General features: G+C 40.2%; 18 protein-coding genes. 16 read left to right on the forward strand and 2 right to left on the reverse strand.

Annotation, left to right across the window (positions count from 1 at the left end):
* Window positions 1-146: 146 nt before the first annotated feature.
* Both HX021_RS11425 and HX021_RS11430 read left to right on the forward strand, forming a co-directional pair.
* Window positions 147-2285, forward strand: a complete 2139-nt coding sequence (locus HX021_RS11425) for a S46 family peptidase (RefSeq protein WP_286590449.1) — start codon at window positions 147-149, stop codon at window positions 2283-2285.
* A 118-nt stretch (window positions 2286-2403) separates the two neighbouring features.
* Complete coding sequence (locus HX021_RS11430) at window positions 2404-2583, forward strand: BF3379 family histone-like protein (RefSeq protein ID WP_046674057.1); 180 nt, start codon at window positions 2404-2406, stop codon at window positions 2581-2583.
* A gap of 105 nt (window positions 2584-2688) precedes the next feature.
* On the opposite strand, the gene HX021_RS11435 is transcribed toward HX021_RS11430, so the two are convergent.
* Complete coding sequence (locus HX021_RS11435) at window positions 2689-3477, reverse strand: GLPGLI family protein (protein ID WP_286590450.1); 789 nt, start codon at window positions 3475-3477, stop codon at window positions 2689-2691.
* Window positions 3478-3493: 16 nt separating this feature from the next.
* The gene (locus tag HX021_RS11440; protein ID WP_286590451.1) at window positions 3494-6217 is read right to left on the reverse strand and encodes an outer membrane beta-barrel protein; all 2724 of its coding nucleotides are present in this window, start codon (window positions 6215-6217) and stop codon (window positions 3494-3496) included.
* Window positions 6218-6555: 338 nt separating this feature from the next.
* Between HX021_RS11440 and HX021_RS11445 the strand changes: the two genes are divergently transcribed.
* The 14 genes from HX021_RS11445 to HX021_RS11510 all read left to right on the forward strand — a co-directional run bounded on the left by HX021_RS11445 (window position 6556) and on the right by HX021_RS11510 (window position 18463).
* A complete protein-coding gene (locus tag HX021_RS11445; protein WP_286590452.1) occupies window positions 6556-7926 on the forward strand; it encodes a dipeptidase in 1371 nt (456 codons plus the stop codon).
* A 61-nt stretch (window positions 7927-7987) separates the two neighbouring features.
* Entirely contained in the window at window positions 7988-8890 is a 903-nt protein-coding gene (locus tag HX021_RS11450) for a LysR substrate-binding domain-containing protein (RefSeq protein WP_286590453.1), read from the forward strand.
* Window positions 8891-8970: 80 nt separating this feature from the next.
* Window positions 8971-9948 carry a c-type cytochrome gene (locus HX021_RS11455; RefSeq protein WP_286590454.1) on the forward strand — a complete coding sequence of 326 codons (978 nt, stop codon included), beginning with the start codon at window positions 8971-8973 and terminating at the stop codon, window positions 9946-9948.
* A gap of 4 nt (window positions 9949-9952) precedes the next feature.
* Window positions 9953-10423, forward strand: a complete 471-nt coding sequence (locus tag HX021_RS11460) for a DsrE family protein (protein ID WP_286590455.1) — start codon at window positions 9953-9955, stop codon at window positions 10421-10423.
* A gap of 23 nt (window positions 10424-10446) precedes the next feature.
* On the forward strand, window positions 10447-11361 hold the full coding sequence (locus HX021_RS11465; RefSeq protein WP_286590456.1) for a substrate-binding domain-containing protein: 915 nt from the start codon (window positions 10447-10449) through the stop codon (window positions 11359-11361).
* A 65-nt stretch (window positions 11362-11426) separates the two neighbouring features.
* Complete coding sequence (locus tag HX021_RS11470; RefSeq protein ID WP_286590457.1) at window positions 11427-12218, forward strand: lysophospholipid acyltransferase family protein; 792 nt, start codon at window positions 11427-11429, stop codon at window positions 12216-12218.
* Window positions 12200-12958, forward strand: coding sequence for an ABC transporter ATP-binding protein (locus tag HX021_RS11475; protein ID WP_286590458.1), 759 nt, complete (start codon window positions 12200-12202; stop codon window positions 12956-12958). The genes HX021_RS11470 and HX021_RS11475 overlap by 19 nt, the downstream gene beginning before the upstream one ends.
* A 121-nt stretch (window positions 12959-13079) precedes the next feature.
* The gene (locus HX021_RS11480) at window positions 13080-13301 is read left to right on the forward strand and encodes a DUF2795 domain-containing protein (RefSeq protein ID WP_028072584.1); all 222 of its coding nucleotides are present in this window, start codon (window positions 13080-13082) and stop codon (window positions 13299-13301) included.
* A gap of 143 nt (window positions 13302-13444) precedes the next feature.
* Window positions 13445-13912, forward strand: coding sequence for a hypothetical protein (locus HX021_RS11485; protein WP_286590459.1), 468 nt, complete (start codon window positions 13445-13447; stop codon window positions 13910-13912).
* A 304-nt stretch (window positions 13913-14216) separates the two neighbouring features.
* Window positions 14217-15206: an anthranilate phosphoribosyltransferase gene (gene trpD / locus HX021_RS11490; protein WP_286590460.1), complete on the forward strand. Its 990-nt coding sequence runs from the start codon at window positions 14217-14219 to the stop codon at window positions 15204-15206.
* A 1-nt stretch (window position 15207) separates the two neighbouring features.
* Window positions 15208-15834 carry a phosphoribosylanthranilate isomerase gene (locus HX021_RS11495; RefSeq protein WP_286590461.1) on the forward strand — a complete coding sequence of 209 codons (627 nt, stop codon included), beginning with the start codon at window positions 15208-15210 and terminating at the stop codon, window positions 15832-15834.
* A complete protein-coding gene (gene trpB / locus HX021_RS11500) occupies window positions 15831-17015 on the forward strand; it encodes a tryptophan synthase subunit beta (protein WP_286590462.1) in 1185 nt (394 codons plus the stop codon). Before HX021_RS11495 ends, trpB begins: the two co-directional genes overlap by 4 nt.
* A gap of 3 nt (window positions 17016-17018) precedes the next feature.
* A complete protein-coding gene (gene trpA / locus HX021_RS11505; protein ID WP_286590463.1) occupies window positions 17019-17780 on the forward strand; it encodes a tryptophan synthase subunit alpha in 762 nt (253 codons plus the stop codon).
* 263 nt (window positions 17781-18043) lie between these two features.
* Window positions 18044-18463: an HYC_CC_PP family protein gene (locus HX021_RS11510; protein WP_286590464.1), complete on the forward strand. Its 420-nt coding sequence runs from the start codon at window positions 18044-18046 to the stop codon at window positions 18461-18463.
* The last annotated feature ends 44 nt before the right edge of the window (window positions 18464-18507 follow it).

The raw sequence follows: 18507 nt of genomic DNA on the forward strand, positions 1-18507 counted from the left end.
ACTTTCTTTGATATGCATTCAAGTACACATTTACTTTTAATTGACATAAAAGTTGGGCAAAAGTGTATTATAAAGTCTAATATTTTGGTTTTTGACAGAATTAAAGCATTTTTGTAAGGTATAAACAAACTTTTTATCAGGTTGATATGAAAAAATTATGGATGTGTTTGTTGTTATTGACAACAAGCTTTGCTGCATTTGCCGATGAGGGAATGTGGTTTTTAATGTATCTAAAGCGTCTGAATGAGGCTGATATGCAGAAAAAAGGACTTCGTCTCAGTGCCGAAGAGATCTACAGCATTAACCACTCAAGCTTAAAGGATGCTATCGTACAGTTCAATGGTGGTTGTACAGCTGAAATTGTTTCTGATCAAGGTTTAGTGTTCACCAACCATCACTGTGGATATGGTGCCATTGCTGAGCTTTCTACACCAGAAAATGATCACTTAACAAATGGTTTTTGGGCCAAAACCAAGGCTGAGGAACTAAAGCCAAAATCCCTATCAGTACGATTCTTTGTCCGCATGGATGATGTTTCTAAACGAATCTTAAGTTTGGTAAACAACAACATGCCGGAAGATGAGCGCAACAAAATCATTGCTGCTGAAATCGCTAAAATCCAAAAGGAAAATAGTGAAAACGGCAAATATGTAGTTGAAGTCAAATCATTCTATCAAGGAAATGAATATTATTATTTTGTATATCAGGATTACAATGATGTCCGTTTGGTAGGTACACCGCCAAATAGCATCGGTAAATTTGGTGGTGATACAGATAATTGGGAATGGCCACGTCACACCGGAGATTTTTCAATCTTCCGGGTTTATGCTGACAAAAATGGAAACCCTGCTGAGTACGCCAAGGAGAACGTTCCATTAAAACCAAAGCATTTCCTACCAGTTAGCTTAAAAGGTATACAAGAAGGGGATTTTGCCATGATTTTGGGTTATCCTGGCCGTACCAATCGTTGGATGCCTTCAGGTGGAATCAATCAAAACGTGAAGTTTGCCTATCCGGCTTGGGTAGAGGCCTCCAAAACAGGTATGGATGCCATGAAAAAATTCATGGATCAAGACCAAGCCGTAAAACTAAACTATGCATCTAAATATTCTCAGGTAGCTAACTATTGGAAAAACCGTCAGGGTATGATTGACGCCTTGACTTTACATAAAACAGCGGAATCCAAAGCAAAAGATGAGGTTAAATTTGATAAATGGGCCAACAAAGCTGTTAATAAAGCGACGTATGGTGATGTCATCAAAACGATCAATGCATACTATACCGCGACCAATGAGAAAGCGAAACACGACAATTACCTGATGGGTATGTTGCGTTCAAGTGCTATCGCCGCATTGCCCTATTCGATCGGTTCGGGATTAGAAATCTATGCTGCAGGTGATGATGCACGCAGAAAAGAGATCCTTCCACGCTTAAAGTCTGCGATCGATGCTGGCTACGAAAAAATGTATATGCCTTTGGAAGAACAGGTCTTGATCGATGAATTGAATCTTTACGCGAAAAAAGCTGGAAATATCGCGCCTTATGTTGCAGAGTTAGCTGCGAAGAACAATAACGATTTCACGGCTTATATCAAAGAAGCGGTAAAAAACAGCATTTTTGCTTCTGCTGAACGCTTAAACAATTACCTGGCAGATCCAAAGGCTGAAATTTTGGCCAATGATCCATTGTATAAATTATCCTCGGCATTGATCAACAAATACCGCCAAGAAGACCCTAGCGCAAAAGCTGAGCATGACAAGTTTGAGGGGGCTTACCGTAAATATGTGGCTGGAGTATTGGCTTCCAATCCGAAAGGAAAATTCTATCCGGATGCAAACAGCACCTTACGTCTTTCATATGGCTCAATCAAGGGCTTACCGAAAGACCCTCGTAACGACGCTGACAAGAACTTCTACACAACTTTAAAAGGTACGATCGCCAAATACAAAAAAGGTGACGAAGAGTTCGATTTGCCACAACGTTTGATCGATCTGTATAATAATAAGGACTATGGCCGTTACGCAGATAAAAAGGGGTATTTACCGGTAAACTTCCTAAGTGACAACGACATAACTGGAGGAAACTCCGGTTCACCAGTCATAAATGGCAATGGCGAATTAATTGGCCTAGCTTTTGATGGTAATATTGAGGCCATGGCAGGAGATGTCATCTTCGACCATAAGCTGCAACGTACAATTTCAGTTGACATCCGTTATGTATTGTTTATCATTGATAAATTTGCTGGCGCAACCAACATTATTGACGAACTTAAGATTGTTGAATAGTTTTTTTTAAGCTTTTTCGATAAAAAAAAACGAAATTTATTTTCTATTTGATTCGTTTTTGTATATTTAAGGAGTGTTTAGGAAAAACCATAAAAACTAAAATTATAATTATAAAAAAATGGAAAACTACGTAAAATTAAAAGAGTTAGTAGCTTCTATCGAAGCTGATGCAGACAAGTTCTTCAACAATGGTAATTCTGCTGCTGGTACACGTGTACGTAAAGGATTACAAGAAATCAAAACCTTAGCTCAAGAAATTCGTAACGAAGTTACTGCTAAGAAAAACGACGGAAAATAATATTTCCTCAGTTCACATAAAAAAGGCCCTTTCAGCGAAGGGCCTTTTTTATGTGATATGCCATGCATCGATGCCAAACCGTAAACCTAACGGTGGGCAATTATCTTACATATTACCCAGTTCCATAATAAAGCGGACGGTTTCCTTATTCATATGCTGAGATAGTACACTGGTTAACTGATCGGTCATTGCTTTCCTTGTCATACGTTTCATTTTGCTATTTTCAAATTTCTTTTTGTCCATCACCACCGTATTGCTAAGCTCTACTTTGGTTGCAAAATAAGAGACATGCTGACTCGGCACAACCAACCCTAGGATCATCCCGGGAAGCCCATTAACTGATTCGGGCCCGCCACTAATAGGGATTTCATTACAATAAAATCCGATCACATAAAGTGAATCAGGTGTTACGCCATTAGCCCGCCTACAATTGTATCCCGCTATTTCGCGGTATTCGTCAGTAATTTTCCATTTAATCCGTTTCATGGTATCTTCAACAATAATCTTCTCCCCGACGATATCGTTATACCTCAGAAAAGATCGGGTTGACATATTTGACAGGGTAATCGATTCAAAATCCAATGCCAACATCATGATATACTGTTTTACCATCTGATCCAGGTTATCATCCTTCACCGGCTCAAACAAGGTCTCATCGGCATTGAATTTTAATGATTTTTTTAATACGGCATTTTCCGGTAATTTGGGAAGTATCTGTTCAAAAAATTGTTTTGAATTAGCGTCGGCTTTCGCCACAAATTGTTTGCTGACAATATTCTTCATATACATGGTCTTGTCATAGGAGATATGACCTGAGCGAGCGAATAACGTATACTGTGCCTTCAGCCCCATTGCTATACAGCATAAAAAAAGAAAAACAATATATTTTAACATGGTAATAACTTAAATTTTATAAAAACATTTTGGTAAAATCCCAGGATAACTTTAGCATATAATACCTGCGTATGGTATCATAGCGCCGCTGCGTAAAGATCGAAGTTGATGCCGAACGGCTAAAACCCTTATTTTGATTGAGCACGTCGTTAATCATAAAGTCCAACACCAGCGATTCATTTTTCAAGAATTTCTTACTTACACCGGGATGCAGCAGAAATTGCTCAAACTTCTCATCAAAAGCCTTGGTCGCGGCCTCATAAGTATAATTGTAATTCGTATAGACTTTAAATGTTTTACTGATAAAGTACTCCACACTGCCATATGATCCAAACACGAAGCCATTACTATTCGTATGCTGTTCCAGGCTAGATTTCATCAGCCGGTACTGCGGACTCAGGTTGAGATCAAAATTTAATCCTGTTTTGGTATCCCTTCTAAAGTTATAGACAAAATTAAAATTTGTCGTATTGACCTGATTCAACTGCTTGTTGAACATATTGTAATTATCACTCATATTCAGATAAAACTGCGGTGTATTGGACAATCCAAGTTTTTTGCTCAACTTGAAATGATAGCCCGACCAAATATTAACTGAAGTATTTGTCTTACCCGCCACATTATTCCAGGTATAGGTATTAATCCCCTTCAGTGTATCTATATTTTGGGTAATTGGGTTTTTCTCCAGCGAAATATTTCCACCGACATAGACATAGTTACCCGTCAGGACACGAAACGAGTTGTAATTAATGTTCAGCGAATTCTTAAAGGAAGGCTTTAGATTTTCATTCCCCAAATAACGGTTGATCTGATCTGAATTATCTAGGATAGGCTGAATCTGCCGCATTGATGGCAACTGATTCTTGCCGGTATAGTTCAGCCAAAGCCCTTTCGTTTTGGTAAAGGAATACCCAGCACTAACATTGGGATTATAGGTAAAGTAGCTTCGAGACAGTCCCTGATCCGTATAATTATTATATTGTTTGAGCCTGTCGTTATTAAAATTGTTGGCTATGGTAAACTTAAATTTGTCTGTCGTATGGACAATCGCCAATTTATAGCTACTGCTTCTTCGATCAAAAGTATAATTATTGCTGAACCGAGGGTCAAGCTGCTCGTAATCACCTTTACTGTCCTTATTGAAGGATTCGACCACTGAGGTATTGTTATTTCTCTCTATCCCGGTTCCAACTACGAGGTTCAGGACTTTAGACAGAGGTTCCGTATAAGAAACAGAGGCACTTTGCACATCATTCCTGTTTGTACGGTCCTTCCGCTGGTCGGTCATCGAATCAGTCTTTAGGTCATAGTTTTTAAGCATAGAGTTCAGATGTCCGGTACCTAACATTTCATTTTTTCTAAATTGCCCATCAATGGTCAGGGACCGCCCTTTTTTCCTGAATTTATGGGTAAATATTGCACTCAAGTTCAATTCATTGACCTTATTCTCGATCAGCTCACGCGTATTCTCAGCAATCGTTGTATCTGTATTTTGAGAAAACTGATAAGCCTCACGTCTATTGTCTGACCAAAGATTCTTCCTGGAAGCTCCAGCCCGGATCGTCAGTACATTGAGTGAGTCAAGGTTCAGGTCATACTTTAGATTAGCCCGATGCTGGTCATTTTCCGTATCTACGGATTTGACAGAACGATTATTGATCAAACCACTGCTAATCGTTTCGTCTTCCCCCTCACTGCTCAATCGTCCATATTTATAATTGAGATTGACATTATGCTTGTCTTTAGCAAACTTGTCCGAAAAATTCACGCCTGAATTAATAGCCTGAGGGATACCAATAACCCCCTGTCCCGAGAAAGGATCAGTAAAATTGGTCCAGGACATGGACCCATCATCACCATAGGATACACCTGAATCACCGCCATATTTCTGTGCATCCTGCCAATTCATACTTGTGGTGCCATTATTCCCAAACAGACCATACACAGAAATCTTTTGAGAACCTTTAAACTTGTTTAACATCAATTGCCCCATGTAATAATCGTCTGTGCCGCCTCCAAGCAATGCCTTTCCAAACATACCGTTTTTAGACCCTTCCTTTAGCTTGACATTGATGGTCTGTTCGCGCTGCCCATCATCCACACCTGTACGTTCAGCCTGTTCAGATTTCTTTTCATATACCTGAACTTTGTCCACCATGTCTGACCGAATATTCCGGGTAACCAGGGTGGGATCATCACCAAAAAACTCTTCTCCATCGACAAGGACCTTTTTGACTGTTTTACCCTGTGCGGTAATTTTTCCCGAGGCATCGACAGTTATTCCAGGCAGGACTTTCAGTAGATCTTCTACTTTTGCATTCTTTTCGACTTTAAAACTTCCGGCATCATATTCTGTCGTATCCCCTTTGATGGTAATGGGGATACGCCCCGTCACGATGACTTCTTCAAGTAAAGTTGCCGTATTGGTCAGTCCAATGGCTAGATTCGTATAGTCTCTCTCCGGAAGAATCTCGGTATAATAATCGCCATACTTTGGATAGCTTACGATCAATACATAAGCCCCTGTATCTGGCTTGGGTAAAGAAAATAAACCCTGCTCATCAGACCGTGTAAAACTTGTCAACATGGAATCTTTAGCGGTCAGTAGCATGACGGTCGCATTCGTTAACTTTAACTGGTCTTTAACATCACTTACTTTTCCGGAAATTTTGGATTGACCCAAGGTCGCCCCATATAGACCAAAAACAAAAAATAAGAGAATCGGTAACACTCTTTTCATAAAATTGTTGGATAGTATTTTAACATCAATATAGCATAAGTATATAAAACCAATGTTTTGTTACAGTAAATTTAATTTTATTTCACAAAACACCTTTTAATGACAAACTATATTTATTAAGAAAATAAAAGTTAAAATAAGGACACATTAAAGAAACATATTCCATAAAAAAAATAGAAGTCAGTGATAACTTCAGTAGTTTACATTTGAATAAATAGCTCCACTTGCGGATTTATTTCCATTACGAATAGGCATGAGATAAGTTCTTTTCTGAAAAGGTTACAACAAATTGAGTTAAGTATAGTGATTTGTGTAAATTTGTTTCAAATACAAACAATATGCAAAACATTAAAGAATATGTAGAAGCAAACAAACAACGTTTTTTGGATGAGTTGTTTGATTTATTGCGTTTGCCATCAGTAAGTGCCGATCCTAAATTCAAAGGTGATGTACAAAAAACAGCTGAATTTGTCGCCCAAAAATTACGTGATGCCGGAGCTGACAATGTTGAGGTCTGTGCTACTGCTGGAAATCCAATCGTTTATGGTGAAAAAATTATCGATCCGGCATTACCGACCGTATTGACGTATGGTCACTATGATGTACAACCTGCTGATCCATATGAGCTATGGGATACCCCTCCATTTGAACCAACAATACGTGACGGTAAAATATATGCCCGGGGATCTGCGGATGACAAGGGACAGTTTTACATGCATGTAAAAGCTTTCGAATACATGATGAAAAACGATGCTTTGGCATGTAATATCAAATTTATGATCGAAGGTGAAGAAGAAGTGGGCTCTGTTAATCTTGGAACATTTGTCAAAGAGAACACTGAAAGACTTAAGGCGGACGTTATTGTCATTTCTGATACATCCATGATCAGTATGGCTCAGCCATCTTTAGAAACTGGCCTGCGTGGGCTTTCTTATGTTGAAGTTGAGGTCACTGGTCCCAATAGAGACCTGCACTCTGGTGTGTATGGTGGCGCGGTAGCCAACCCGGCGACCATTCTTGCCAAATTGATAGCTTCCTTACATGATGAAAATAATCACATTGCCATTCCTGGATTTTATGACGACGTCGTTGAATTAACTGCCGAGGAACGCAAAGCATTGAATGAAGCACCATTTGATATCGAGGCCTATAAATCAGATCTAGGCATTCAAAATATCTGGGGAGAAAAGGGATTTACAACCTTGGAACGCACAGGAATCCGTCCAACATTGGAAGTCAATGGCATCTGGGGCGGGTATATCGGTGAGGGGGCCAAGACTGTATTGCCGGCAAAAGCAAATGCAAAAATTTCCATGCGTCTTGTTCCCAACCAGGATTCCAACCGCATTACAGCATTATTCAAAAAACATTTTGAGCAAATCGCTCCTGACTATGTAAAAGTCGTGGTGACACCACATCATGGCGGCGAACCTGTTGTGACACCGACCGACAGCATTGCTTACCAAGCTGCCGAAAAAGCTTTACATGAAACATTTGGTGTTAAACCAATCCCAACACGTGGCGGCGGTTCAATCCCGATCGTTGCTTTATTTGAGGAAGTACTCGGACTGAAGACCGTTCTTCTTGGTTTTGGTCTGGATAGCGACAATTTGCATTCACCAAACGAAAAATATGGAATTGAAAACTACCTGATGGGTATTTCTACTATTCCTTTATTTCATAAATATTACGCAGAACTAAGCAAATAATTTAGTTTTTCTATACTTAAAGGGTTATTTTTAAATTTTAGAAATAACCCTTTATATTTTTATGGATTTTGACTTTCGTTTACTTGTTTTTTATACCGCAGCACAACATCTTAATTTTACCAAGACTGCTTCGGCACTCTTTATCTCCCAGCCTGCGGTGAGTAAAAATATCCAAGAACTGGAAAAAAAACTCGGCATACCTCTCTTTGAAAGAAAGGGCAATAACCTCAATCTGACGGAATCAGGTCAGATACTCCATAAATATGCGCAGCAGATCATTAATCTCTACAACCAAGCCGGACAGGAGATCCAGGAATTGCAGCTAGGGCGCAAGGGAAATCTTGTCCTGGGCGCCAGCACAACGATATCTCAATATGTGCTACCTACATTACTTGCGGGTTTTCTGGCCCAATATCCAAACAACCGAATTCAATCCTTTCAATCCAATAGCCGAAGTATTGAAGAACAGCTGATAGACAAGACCTTGGACCTGGGCATCACCGAAGGCTCTACGGACAATAGGGCTCTAAAATATATCCCTTTCATGAAGGATGAACTCGTTTTGGTCACCAATAGCAATAACCCCCTTTTAAATCAGCTGAAGAAGCCTATGCTATCGGATATCTTGCTTTTGCCATTAGTTCTCCGAGAACAAGGTTCGGGTACCCGGACAATTATTGAAAATACGTTAAAAGACCACCGGATCAACCTCTCTGAAATCCAAATAGACATGATCCTTCCCTCTACAGAAAGTATCAAAGGCTATTTGGTCCACCGCAACAGCTTTGCATTTTTATCCATCCATACCATCCAGAAAGAAGTCTTGAACAATCAACTTACCATTGTCGATATCCCACAATTAAGCATTGAGCGTTATTTTCATTTCACGCATCTTTATGGTGGGCTTACAGGTACCCCGAATCAATTTCTGCAATTTTGCCTCCGCCAGCATGCCAAGGTATAACATTTGGTTATAACTCATAAGTAAACTTCGTTTTAATCCATCTTCTTTAGCGGGTAGATTTGTACAAACGAATCAGTGGTATGGAATTAAAAAAACTAACAAATTATTTAAAAGCCTTAAGTTGGATTATTGTTGCCTTGGTCATTACCTGTGCTACACTCTGTGTATTCCCACTCAAACATAGCGCAGACAATTCTTCGGATTCTTCCACTGTTGTTGGTGATTCACTGATCAGTCATGTATCACAATTCAAAGAGATTTCTTTTGGAGACAATGCCGAGGGTGAAATGGCAAGCTACGGCGAAAAGCTCATCAAAAACACCTACGAGTATTTTTACGATGGTGAGGTAAAGATTGGGAACAGACTAGCCTGTGGAAGCTGCCATCTCAATGGTGGCACGAAGGCCTTTGCTGCACCCTATGTTGGGCTGATCAATGTTTTCCCCACTTATATCGGTCGTGAAAACAAAATTGAATCACTGGAAGAGCGGATCAATGGTTGCTTTGAAAGAAGTATGAACGGCCGTGCGATTCCAGAAAATAGCAGGGAAATGCGTGCTATCGTTACTTACATCAAAAATATCAGTATAAATACAGTCAATAAAGGCCGACTGGAGGGACAAGGTTTTATAAAACTCGATGTCCCTAAACGAGCCGCCGACCTAAAACATGGCCAGTTGGTCTTTGAGGGCAAATGTACCAGCTGTCATGGAAAAGATGGACAGGGAATGCGGCAGCCCGAAGGCAAGGGATACCTATACCCGCCTTTATGGGGAGCAGATAGTTACAATGATGGGGCCGGTATGGCCCGTCTGCTGACTGCGGCCCGCTTTATCAAAGCCAATATGCCCCTAGGCGCAACTTATGATGCACCACAGCTCAGTGATGATGAAGCTTATGACGTGGCGGCCTACATCAATTCTTTTGACCGACCAAAAAAAGCAAACAAGGAACTTGACTATCCCAATTTACATAAAAAACCAAAGGATAGTCCGTACCCACCTTATGCGGATAATATTAGTTTAGAACAACACAAACACGGACCTTATAATTTTTAAAGTGATGAAAAAACAACTGACAATTGCCTGCCTCCTTGTCGCAATAGCCACCCTTGGAGCTAAAGCACAAGACAATAAATTATTGCTGCAAAACCGTCAATATACAGGTGCTGTAGCACAAAAAAAAGCCTACAAGGCAATTTATCAATTGGATAGTAACGATCCTAAAACAATTGAGAAGGCTATCCGAAACATCAATAATGTCTTAAAAGACCCCAGGCTAAAAGGTCATTTACAAATTGAACTGGTAGCTTTTTCAGGCGGTACAGAGGCTTATTTAAAAAAGAACAGCCAATACCAACAACCCTTACGCGAGCTGGTTGAGAAAGGAGTCATCGTCGCACAATGTCTCAACACATTAGAGGAAAAACATATTGCAAAGGAAGAGCTATTTGACTTCATAGGCTATGTTCCCAGTGGCAATGGGGAATTGATACTTAGGGCGAACGAAGGCTGGGTCATTGTCAAACCATAATCATCACTGACAACAAGATAAATATGAATAAACTTAGCATACTTAGCCTGGTCATCACGGTATTTGCCTTCCAACAGGGCAAGGCACAGGAACATCGCTTTGACCCGCCGTGGAACAGTCCTCCAGCATCGGCTCTTAATTTTACAGTACCAGGGATCGATAATATTCCAGACTTATATGGCGACATTGAAGATCCTCAGTTGACGATTTTCTTCGCGGGCAATCAATTCATGGTCGTTGATGACCTGCTCACTTCGTTCAAAAAAGAATATCCACAATATGAACGTATCTTTGTGGAAACATTGCCGCCGGGTATTTTGGCTAAACAGATCAAAGGTGGTTCCATCACTGTGGGCAATCTGCGTATTACGCATAAACCTGACATTTATACCGCAAGTAAACGGGCCATCAGTGAAATGGATGATTATTTTAGTCATACCCAGGTCTATTGCCATAACAATATATGCTTGATGATTCCGGCGGGAAACCCTGCAAATATCAGGACGTTAAATGATCTTGGTAAGCCCAGAGTCCGGGTCAGCATGCCCAACCCACAATGGGAAGGTATAGGTGAGCAGATCAAAGCATCTTATAAAAAAGCTGGTGGCGAGCAACTTGTCACAAGAATAATGGAAGATAAGGTAAAAGATGGCAGCACTTACCTCACAAAGATACATCATCGGGAAAGCCCTATGCGTATCCTATATGGAGAAGCCGACGCTGCACCTGTCTGGACATCTGAGGTGGTCTACCAGAAATTGATTGGTCACCCTGTCGAAGCAGTCAATATCCCAACTGAGCAGAATACAACGGCCACCTATGTCGCTGCAAAGCTCAAAAATGCCCCTCATGGCCAGGCTGCTGATGATTTTCTTAAATTTATGGATTCCCCAACCGCCAAACAGATCTACAAAAAATACGGTTTTACGATAGACTAAAAAGAAAATGGATAATTAATTATCCATTTTCTTTTTTTACTTTAGGTCAAAATTAGTTGGATTGTATGGTTCTATTGCTCAAAAAACTCCATCGTTATTGGTATTTTATAAGCGTTCTACTCGTTTTTGTCCTCTTCTTTCCTTACATCTATCTTTTAGCTCAGGATCCGGAAAAAAACTATGCCCGAATCGCACGCATGCGGCGATGGGTTTCAGTAGGTGGATCAGCACTGGCAGGAATATTTTTTAAGGTTACCTATGAATCAGCATTGCCATGGGACCGTCCCATGGTCCTATGTCCCAATCATACTTCAGTCCTCGATATCACTGCACTGACTTACCTCTGTCCACTTCCTTTTTCATTTATTGGAAAAGCCTCCCTGTTAAAGAATCCAGTAACCCGCATCTTTTTTAAAACCATCGATATCCCTGTCACTAGAAAAAGTAAGATTTCATCATTCAAAGCCTTTCAACGGGCAAATGAGCTTGTTCAAAATGGGCGAAGCGTCGTCATCTTTCCCGAAGGAAAAATTGATGACAGTTTTCCCCCACAGATACATCCTTTTAAATCCGGGGCATTTCGGATTGCTGTCCAAAACAACGTTGCCATTGTACCTATTGTCATTGAGAATGCCTGGGATATCTTTTTTGATGATGGTGCAAAAAGAGGTTCGCATCCTGGTATCGTCAAAATACATGTTTTTAGCCCTATAGAGACGGAAGATTTTGATGACCACAATACCGCAGCATTGGAGAAAATTGTATACGACAAAATGCATTCCTATTGGATTATGAAGAATAAATCGTATTTTCATGACCCAGAGAACATCCAAAAAATATGTCAGCAAAGATATTAATCGAAATTAAGGATATTGCCCGAGAGTACCAGATTGGCTCGGAAACAATCCATGCACTCAGTTCTGTTACACTCAACATCCATAAAGGGGAGTTTGTGGCACTCATGGGGCCTTCGGGATCTGGAAAATCGACCTTAATGAATATCTTAGGCTGTTTAGATACACCCAGTCGGGGGGAGTATATCCTCAATGGGATTAACGTAAGCGACATGTCCGATGATGAACTCGCCGAAGTAAGAAATAAGGAAATAGGCTTTGTCTTTCAAACATTCAACTTGCTGCCCAAAAGTACTGCGCTGGAGAATGTTGCACTTCCGTTAATCTATGCTGGCCATAGCAAAATCAAACGTGAAGAAAAGGCCACTGCTGCCCTGGAAAGTGTCGGCCTTGGGCACCGTATGGACCATAGACCAAATGAGCTATCAGGGGGACAGCGCCAGCGCGTAGCTGTCGCCAGAGCATTGATCAATGACCCTTCCATTATCCTCGCCGATGAACCAACAGGTAACCTGGATACCAAGACCTCCATCGAAATTATGGGGCTGCTGGAAGAGATCCACTCCAAAGGAAACACCATTATCTTAGTCACGCACGAAGAGGATATCGCCTTACACGCCCACCGCATCGTACGCATGCGGGATGGTCTGATTGAAGATGATTACCCTAATCCAGATATCAAATCTGTATCCCCACGCCTGAATGCCTTAAATGAAAAAGGAAGCGACTTTGAGAATATATAAAATATTATTTCATTAATAATCAATAAATTACATTATTTACACAAAAATAACAGGCAATTTACTTGCTTAAGTTAAATTAATTGATAGTTTTGCGAAAATAGAGAACTTAAATTGTTTTTATATGTATTGGACATTAGAATTAGCTTCGCATCTAGAAGATGCACCATGGCCAGCAACAAAAGATGAATTAATCGATTACGCTATTCGTTCGGGTGCACCAGTTGAAGTGATTGAAAACTTACAATCTCTTGAGGATGACGGTGAGCCATATGAAAATATTGAAGAAATTTGGCCCGACTATCCAACAAAAGATGACTTCTTCTTCAATGAAGATGAATACTAGAAATAAAAAACGCCTTTGGTCAAAGGCGTTTTTTTTTCTGCAAACTTCTTCCATCCCATCGGTTCAGGTCCCTTGGCACAGCTTTTCATGTAGATTTTACTTCTGGAAATTAATCTATTTCATCATAGACTAGTCTTATGCGTATGAAGATAAAAATAAAGTTATTGTTATTAACAATAGTCAGTACGCTCATGCTCACACCTATATTTGCTCAAGAAACATTGGAGGCAGATGAACATGTCAACGTCTTAAAAAACTTTGTCCTTCGCTTAAATGATACGGAATTGGCGACTGACGTTATTTTAAGTCAGGATCTGCTGACAGCAAAGAATCTTGATGCTGATCTACAGGAATATCTTTTGGCCAGCATTGATGAGATACGCATCAATGTACAAAGTAAAGATATCGGAAAATTCGAGTACATCAATTTTATGCAGGCTGGACGAAGGGAAACAAATGATATTGACCTTGAAGGAATCGATCCCAAACAGGTTTATTTTGTTCGATACCTCAAGCGCTTTGTTTTTGCGGCAGTCATTCAAGACAAAAAAATAGCTTCGGTTACCTTAGTCTCAAAAGGGAATAATCAGGCCCATTTTGTCTTTTATTAATCCTTCAGGTATAAATACCTTTACGGAGCATAAGCTGATCTACAAGGTAGATATTCCATTTATCCTTACGCTATTTAAACACTTAGGTGGTTTTTTAAAATTTTTTCAATAAAAACACTTGCATTTTAAAATTCTATCAGCCATATTTGTAAAAACAAAGAACAAATGATAGCAACTATATTAAATAAAGCTTGGTGGTGGCATGACGAATAACGTTGTGGCAAACTCCTATTGCATTATTTGATATACATCAAGATATGATGGGCTTGCCAATAAGGTAAGCCCTTTTTTTATTTAAAATACCATGAAAGAAATTTTAGCTCATTTATTTGAATACAAAACATTCTCACGGCAAGAGGCTTATGAGATTTTGACAAACATTGCCAAAGGTAAATACGACAGTCATCAAATTGCAGCTTTCATGACTGCCTATGGCATGCGGAGCATTCGGGTAGAGGAGTTGGGTGGTTTCCGAGATGCCATGTATGATCTGTGCCTCCAGCTTGATTTCAATGGTTACGATTTAATTGATCTTTGCGGCACTGGAGGAGATGGTAAAAACACCTTCAATATTTCAACGATTGCATCCTTCATCACAGCTGGTGCAGGCTACAAAGTGGCAAAACATGGTAACATCGGTGTATCCTCGAGCTGTGGATCTTCCAATGTAATGGAATATTTAGGCTATCAGTTCAGCAATGACAAAACTACCTTGCAGCGACAGCTTGATGAAGCAAACATATGTTTCCTCCATGCCCCATTGTTTCATCCGGCGATGAAAACTGTTGCCCCCATTCGTCGTGCTTTAGGAGTGAAAACATTTTTCAATATGTTAGGCCCACTGACAAATCCGGCTAACCCTAAATTTCAATCTGTGGGGGTATTCAGCCTAGAATTGGCCCGGCTCTATGGTTACCTCTATCAGCATACCGAAAAGCATTATGCTATTATTCATGCCCTGGATGGTTATGACGAGATATCGATGACCGGAGATTTCAAGGTGATCAACAATCAGGGCGAAAACTACTACAGCATGGAAGAGTTGGGTTTTACGCCAATACATCCTCAGGAGCTGGCGGGTGGAGATACAGTCGCCGAAGCTGCACAGACATTTTTAGCGATATTGAACAACAGCGGTACTGATGTCCAAAATAATGTTGTACTGACGAATGCCGCTTTTGCCATAAAAACATTCCATCCGGAAAAATCCTTTGGTGACTGTTTCTATGAGGCGGAGGAATCTCTCCTAAACGGGAAGGCACTGCAAAGTTTCCAAAAGATAATCAAACAATAATATGGTAATCAAAGTTAAAGTCTGTGGTCTAAAGTACCCAGACAATATCGCTGCTGTTTCTTCACTTGATGTGGACTTTATTGGTTTCATATTTTATGATAAGTCCAAGCGGTATGTAGGACATGATTCCAAACAATATATTGGCAGCCTAAAACAACCAATAAAAGTTGGTGTTTTTGTGAATGCGGACTTAACGGAGATCTGTACAAAAATTGATGAATTCAATCTCAATATGATCCAATTGCACGGAAATGAGAGTCCCGAATTTTGTAAACAATTAAGCAGGCAGACCAACTTGCCCCTTATCAAAGCCTTCGGCATCGACCATGACTTTGATTGGTCTATATTAAACCCTTATACGGGTATCATTGACTATTTTTTGTTTGACACAAAAAGCAGTTCCTATGGCGGCACGGGAGTCGCCTTTGACTGGTCTCAACTGAATCAGTATAAGCTAGAAGATCCGTATTTTCTCAGTGGAGGTTTGGATGCGGACAATATCCAACAAGCCTTAGCAATAAATGATCCCAGGCTATACGCCTTGGATTTAAATTCAAAATTTGAAATAGAACCCGGATTAAAAGATATCAATCTATTAACCCATAGCATAAATAGTATTATAAAATGAGTATATATCAAGTTAATGAAAAAGGATATTATGGCCCATTTGGAGGTGCTTATATCCCTGAGATGCTCTATCCCAATGTCCAAGAGCTGCGTGAAGAATATCTCAAAATCATGGCAGAAAAAAGTTTTCAGGAGGAATTCAATCAACTGCTCCGTGATTATGTTGGCCGCCCCTCCCCATTATATCACGCGAGACGTTTGTCTGAAAAATATGGTGCTACGATCTACTTAAAGCGGGAAGATCTCAATCACACTGGAGCCCACAAGATCAATAATACAATAGGCCAGATTCTTTTGGCAGAACGCTTGGGAAAAAAACGGATCATTGCAGAGACTGGCGCCGGACAACATGGGGTGGCAACAGCTACCGTGTGCGCACTGAAAGGAATACAGTGTGCCGTATACATGGGCGAGATTGATATACAGCGGCAAGCACCCAATGTCGCCCGCATGAAAATGATGGGGGCTGAAGTCATTGCAGCTACTTCTGGTTCCAAGACCTTAAAAGATGCCACCAATGAAGCTCTTCGTGACTGGATCAATAATCCTGTTGACACGCATTATATCATCGGATCGGTAGTCGGTCCACACCCCTACCCCGATATGGTTGCCCGTTTTCAGTCAATTATTTCGGAAGAAACAAAAAAACAACTACTCGAAAAAACAGGTAGAGAAAATCCCGACATCGTATTGGCTTGTGTGGGCGGAGGTTCTAATGCTGCTGGGATGTTCTATCATTTTCTGGATGATGAATCAGTCAAACTATATGCTGTCGAAGCAGCAGGACACGGAGTAGATTCCGGTGAATCGGCAGCCACAACGGCCTTAGGAAAAGAAGGCGTATTACACGGAAGCCGGTCAATCTTGATGCAAACGGAAGATGGCCAAGTGATAGAACCGTATTCCATATCTGCTGGGCTCGACTATCCAGGAATAGGTCCTCAGCATGCTTGGTTATTCAAATCTGGAAGAGGTAATTATGTCAGTATTACGGATGATGAAGCGATGCATGCCGGGCTGGAGCTCACAAGGCTAGAAGGTATTATTCCCGCGATCGAAAGTTCGCACGCCTTGGCTTATTTGGAGAAAATTCCATTTAAAGGTGATGAAACCGTTGTGGTCTGTTTATCCGGACGTGGCGATAAGGATTTGGACAATTATATGAAATACTTTGATTTTTAACTCATGAATAAAATTGAAAAAAAAGAAGAAACTCCGCTTCTGTCGATATATTTTACTGCTGGCTACCCTGACTTGGACAGTACACTCCATATAGCCAAAAAATTGGAGGATGCTGGTGCCGACTTTCTCGAAATTGGCTTCCCTTATTCAGATCCTGTAGCAGATGGCCCTGTCATCCAGCATAGCTCAGAGGTTGCGCTTGGCAATGGAATGACTTTAACTATATTATTTGAACAGCTCCGTCACCTGCGCGAACAGGTTAGCATTCCGGTCTTTTTGATGGGTTATGTAAATCCTGTACTCCAATTTGGTGTAGAAAAGTTCTGTGAAGCCTGTAAAAATGCAGGTGTCGATGGCGTAATTATACCAGACTTACCGATGTATGAATACGAAGAACTCTACCAAGAAATATTCGAAAAAAATGGCCTTGCCAATATATTCATTGTTACACCGCAGACCTCTGAAGAACGCATCAGAAAAATAGATAACCTTTCCAATAGTTTTATCTACTTGTTATCTTCAAACGCAACGACAGGGAAAACACTTGATGTTGGAGAAAATACCAATGCTTATTTTAAACGCATTCACGATATGCAATTGAAAAATCCGCTAATTGTGGGATTTGGAATCTCCGATAAAGCAACCTTTCAGAAAGCAAGTACCTATACCACAGGTGCGATCATCGGTAGTGCTTTTGTAAAACGATTAAATGAACAGGACTATCTGGAAAAAATCCCGGAGTTTATAAAGTCAATTAAAGACTAAGAATATGGATGGAGTTATGATGAAATAACTCCATTATTTCTACCAGCTACTCCTGTATGCGGCGAACGATATGATTGAACCCTTTGTACAAGAGCACTGCGCCAAGAATCAGAAACATGGCTAGCAGATATAAGCTGATGGGACTAATAAATAATAGACACATAATAATGGTATTTTTGGTTTTTCATTTGTCATGTACAAGTTATAACATTTATCCAAAATATTACAACAAAAAAAAATAAAATTTTTCTACATTTGTGGAAATGAGAAAGATCGCACTGTTTATCGGCTTATTTTTCTATTTGCTCGCAGCAAGTGGTGCCTCATTGCATTTACATTTTTGCCAGGGTCAAGCACAAAGTGTGTCCTTATCCCAAGAACAGCATATAGCTTGCCCCTTATGTTCCAAGCCAGATAAGGAACAGCGAAAACATTGTCATGAAACAGGCAACTGTAAAGATGTTCGGGTAGAAGCCCAAAAGGTTGATCATTTCAACAGGGTTTCTCAGCACCTTGATTTCAATGGCTTGTCTCCGGCGGTAATTACACTCCATTGGATCCTTAATTACTATCATTTTTCGGCAGAAGAGGATGGCTCTTCCGATTTAAAATTAAATGAAAGCTCGTTCACAAAACGATATAACCCACCTGTATTTATTCTGAATCAGAATTTTAGAATTTGATTTCTTTCTTTTTTAATTTTCAATGAAAAGCGATGATTTCATCA

Source organism: Sphingobacterium sp. N143 (assembly GCF_030325625.1).
Taxonomy (GTDB): domain Bacteria; phylum Bacteroidota; class Bacteroidia; order Sphingobacteriales; family Sphingobacteriaceae; genus Sphingobacterium.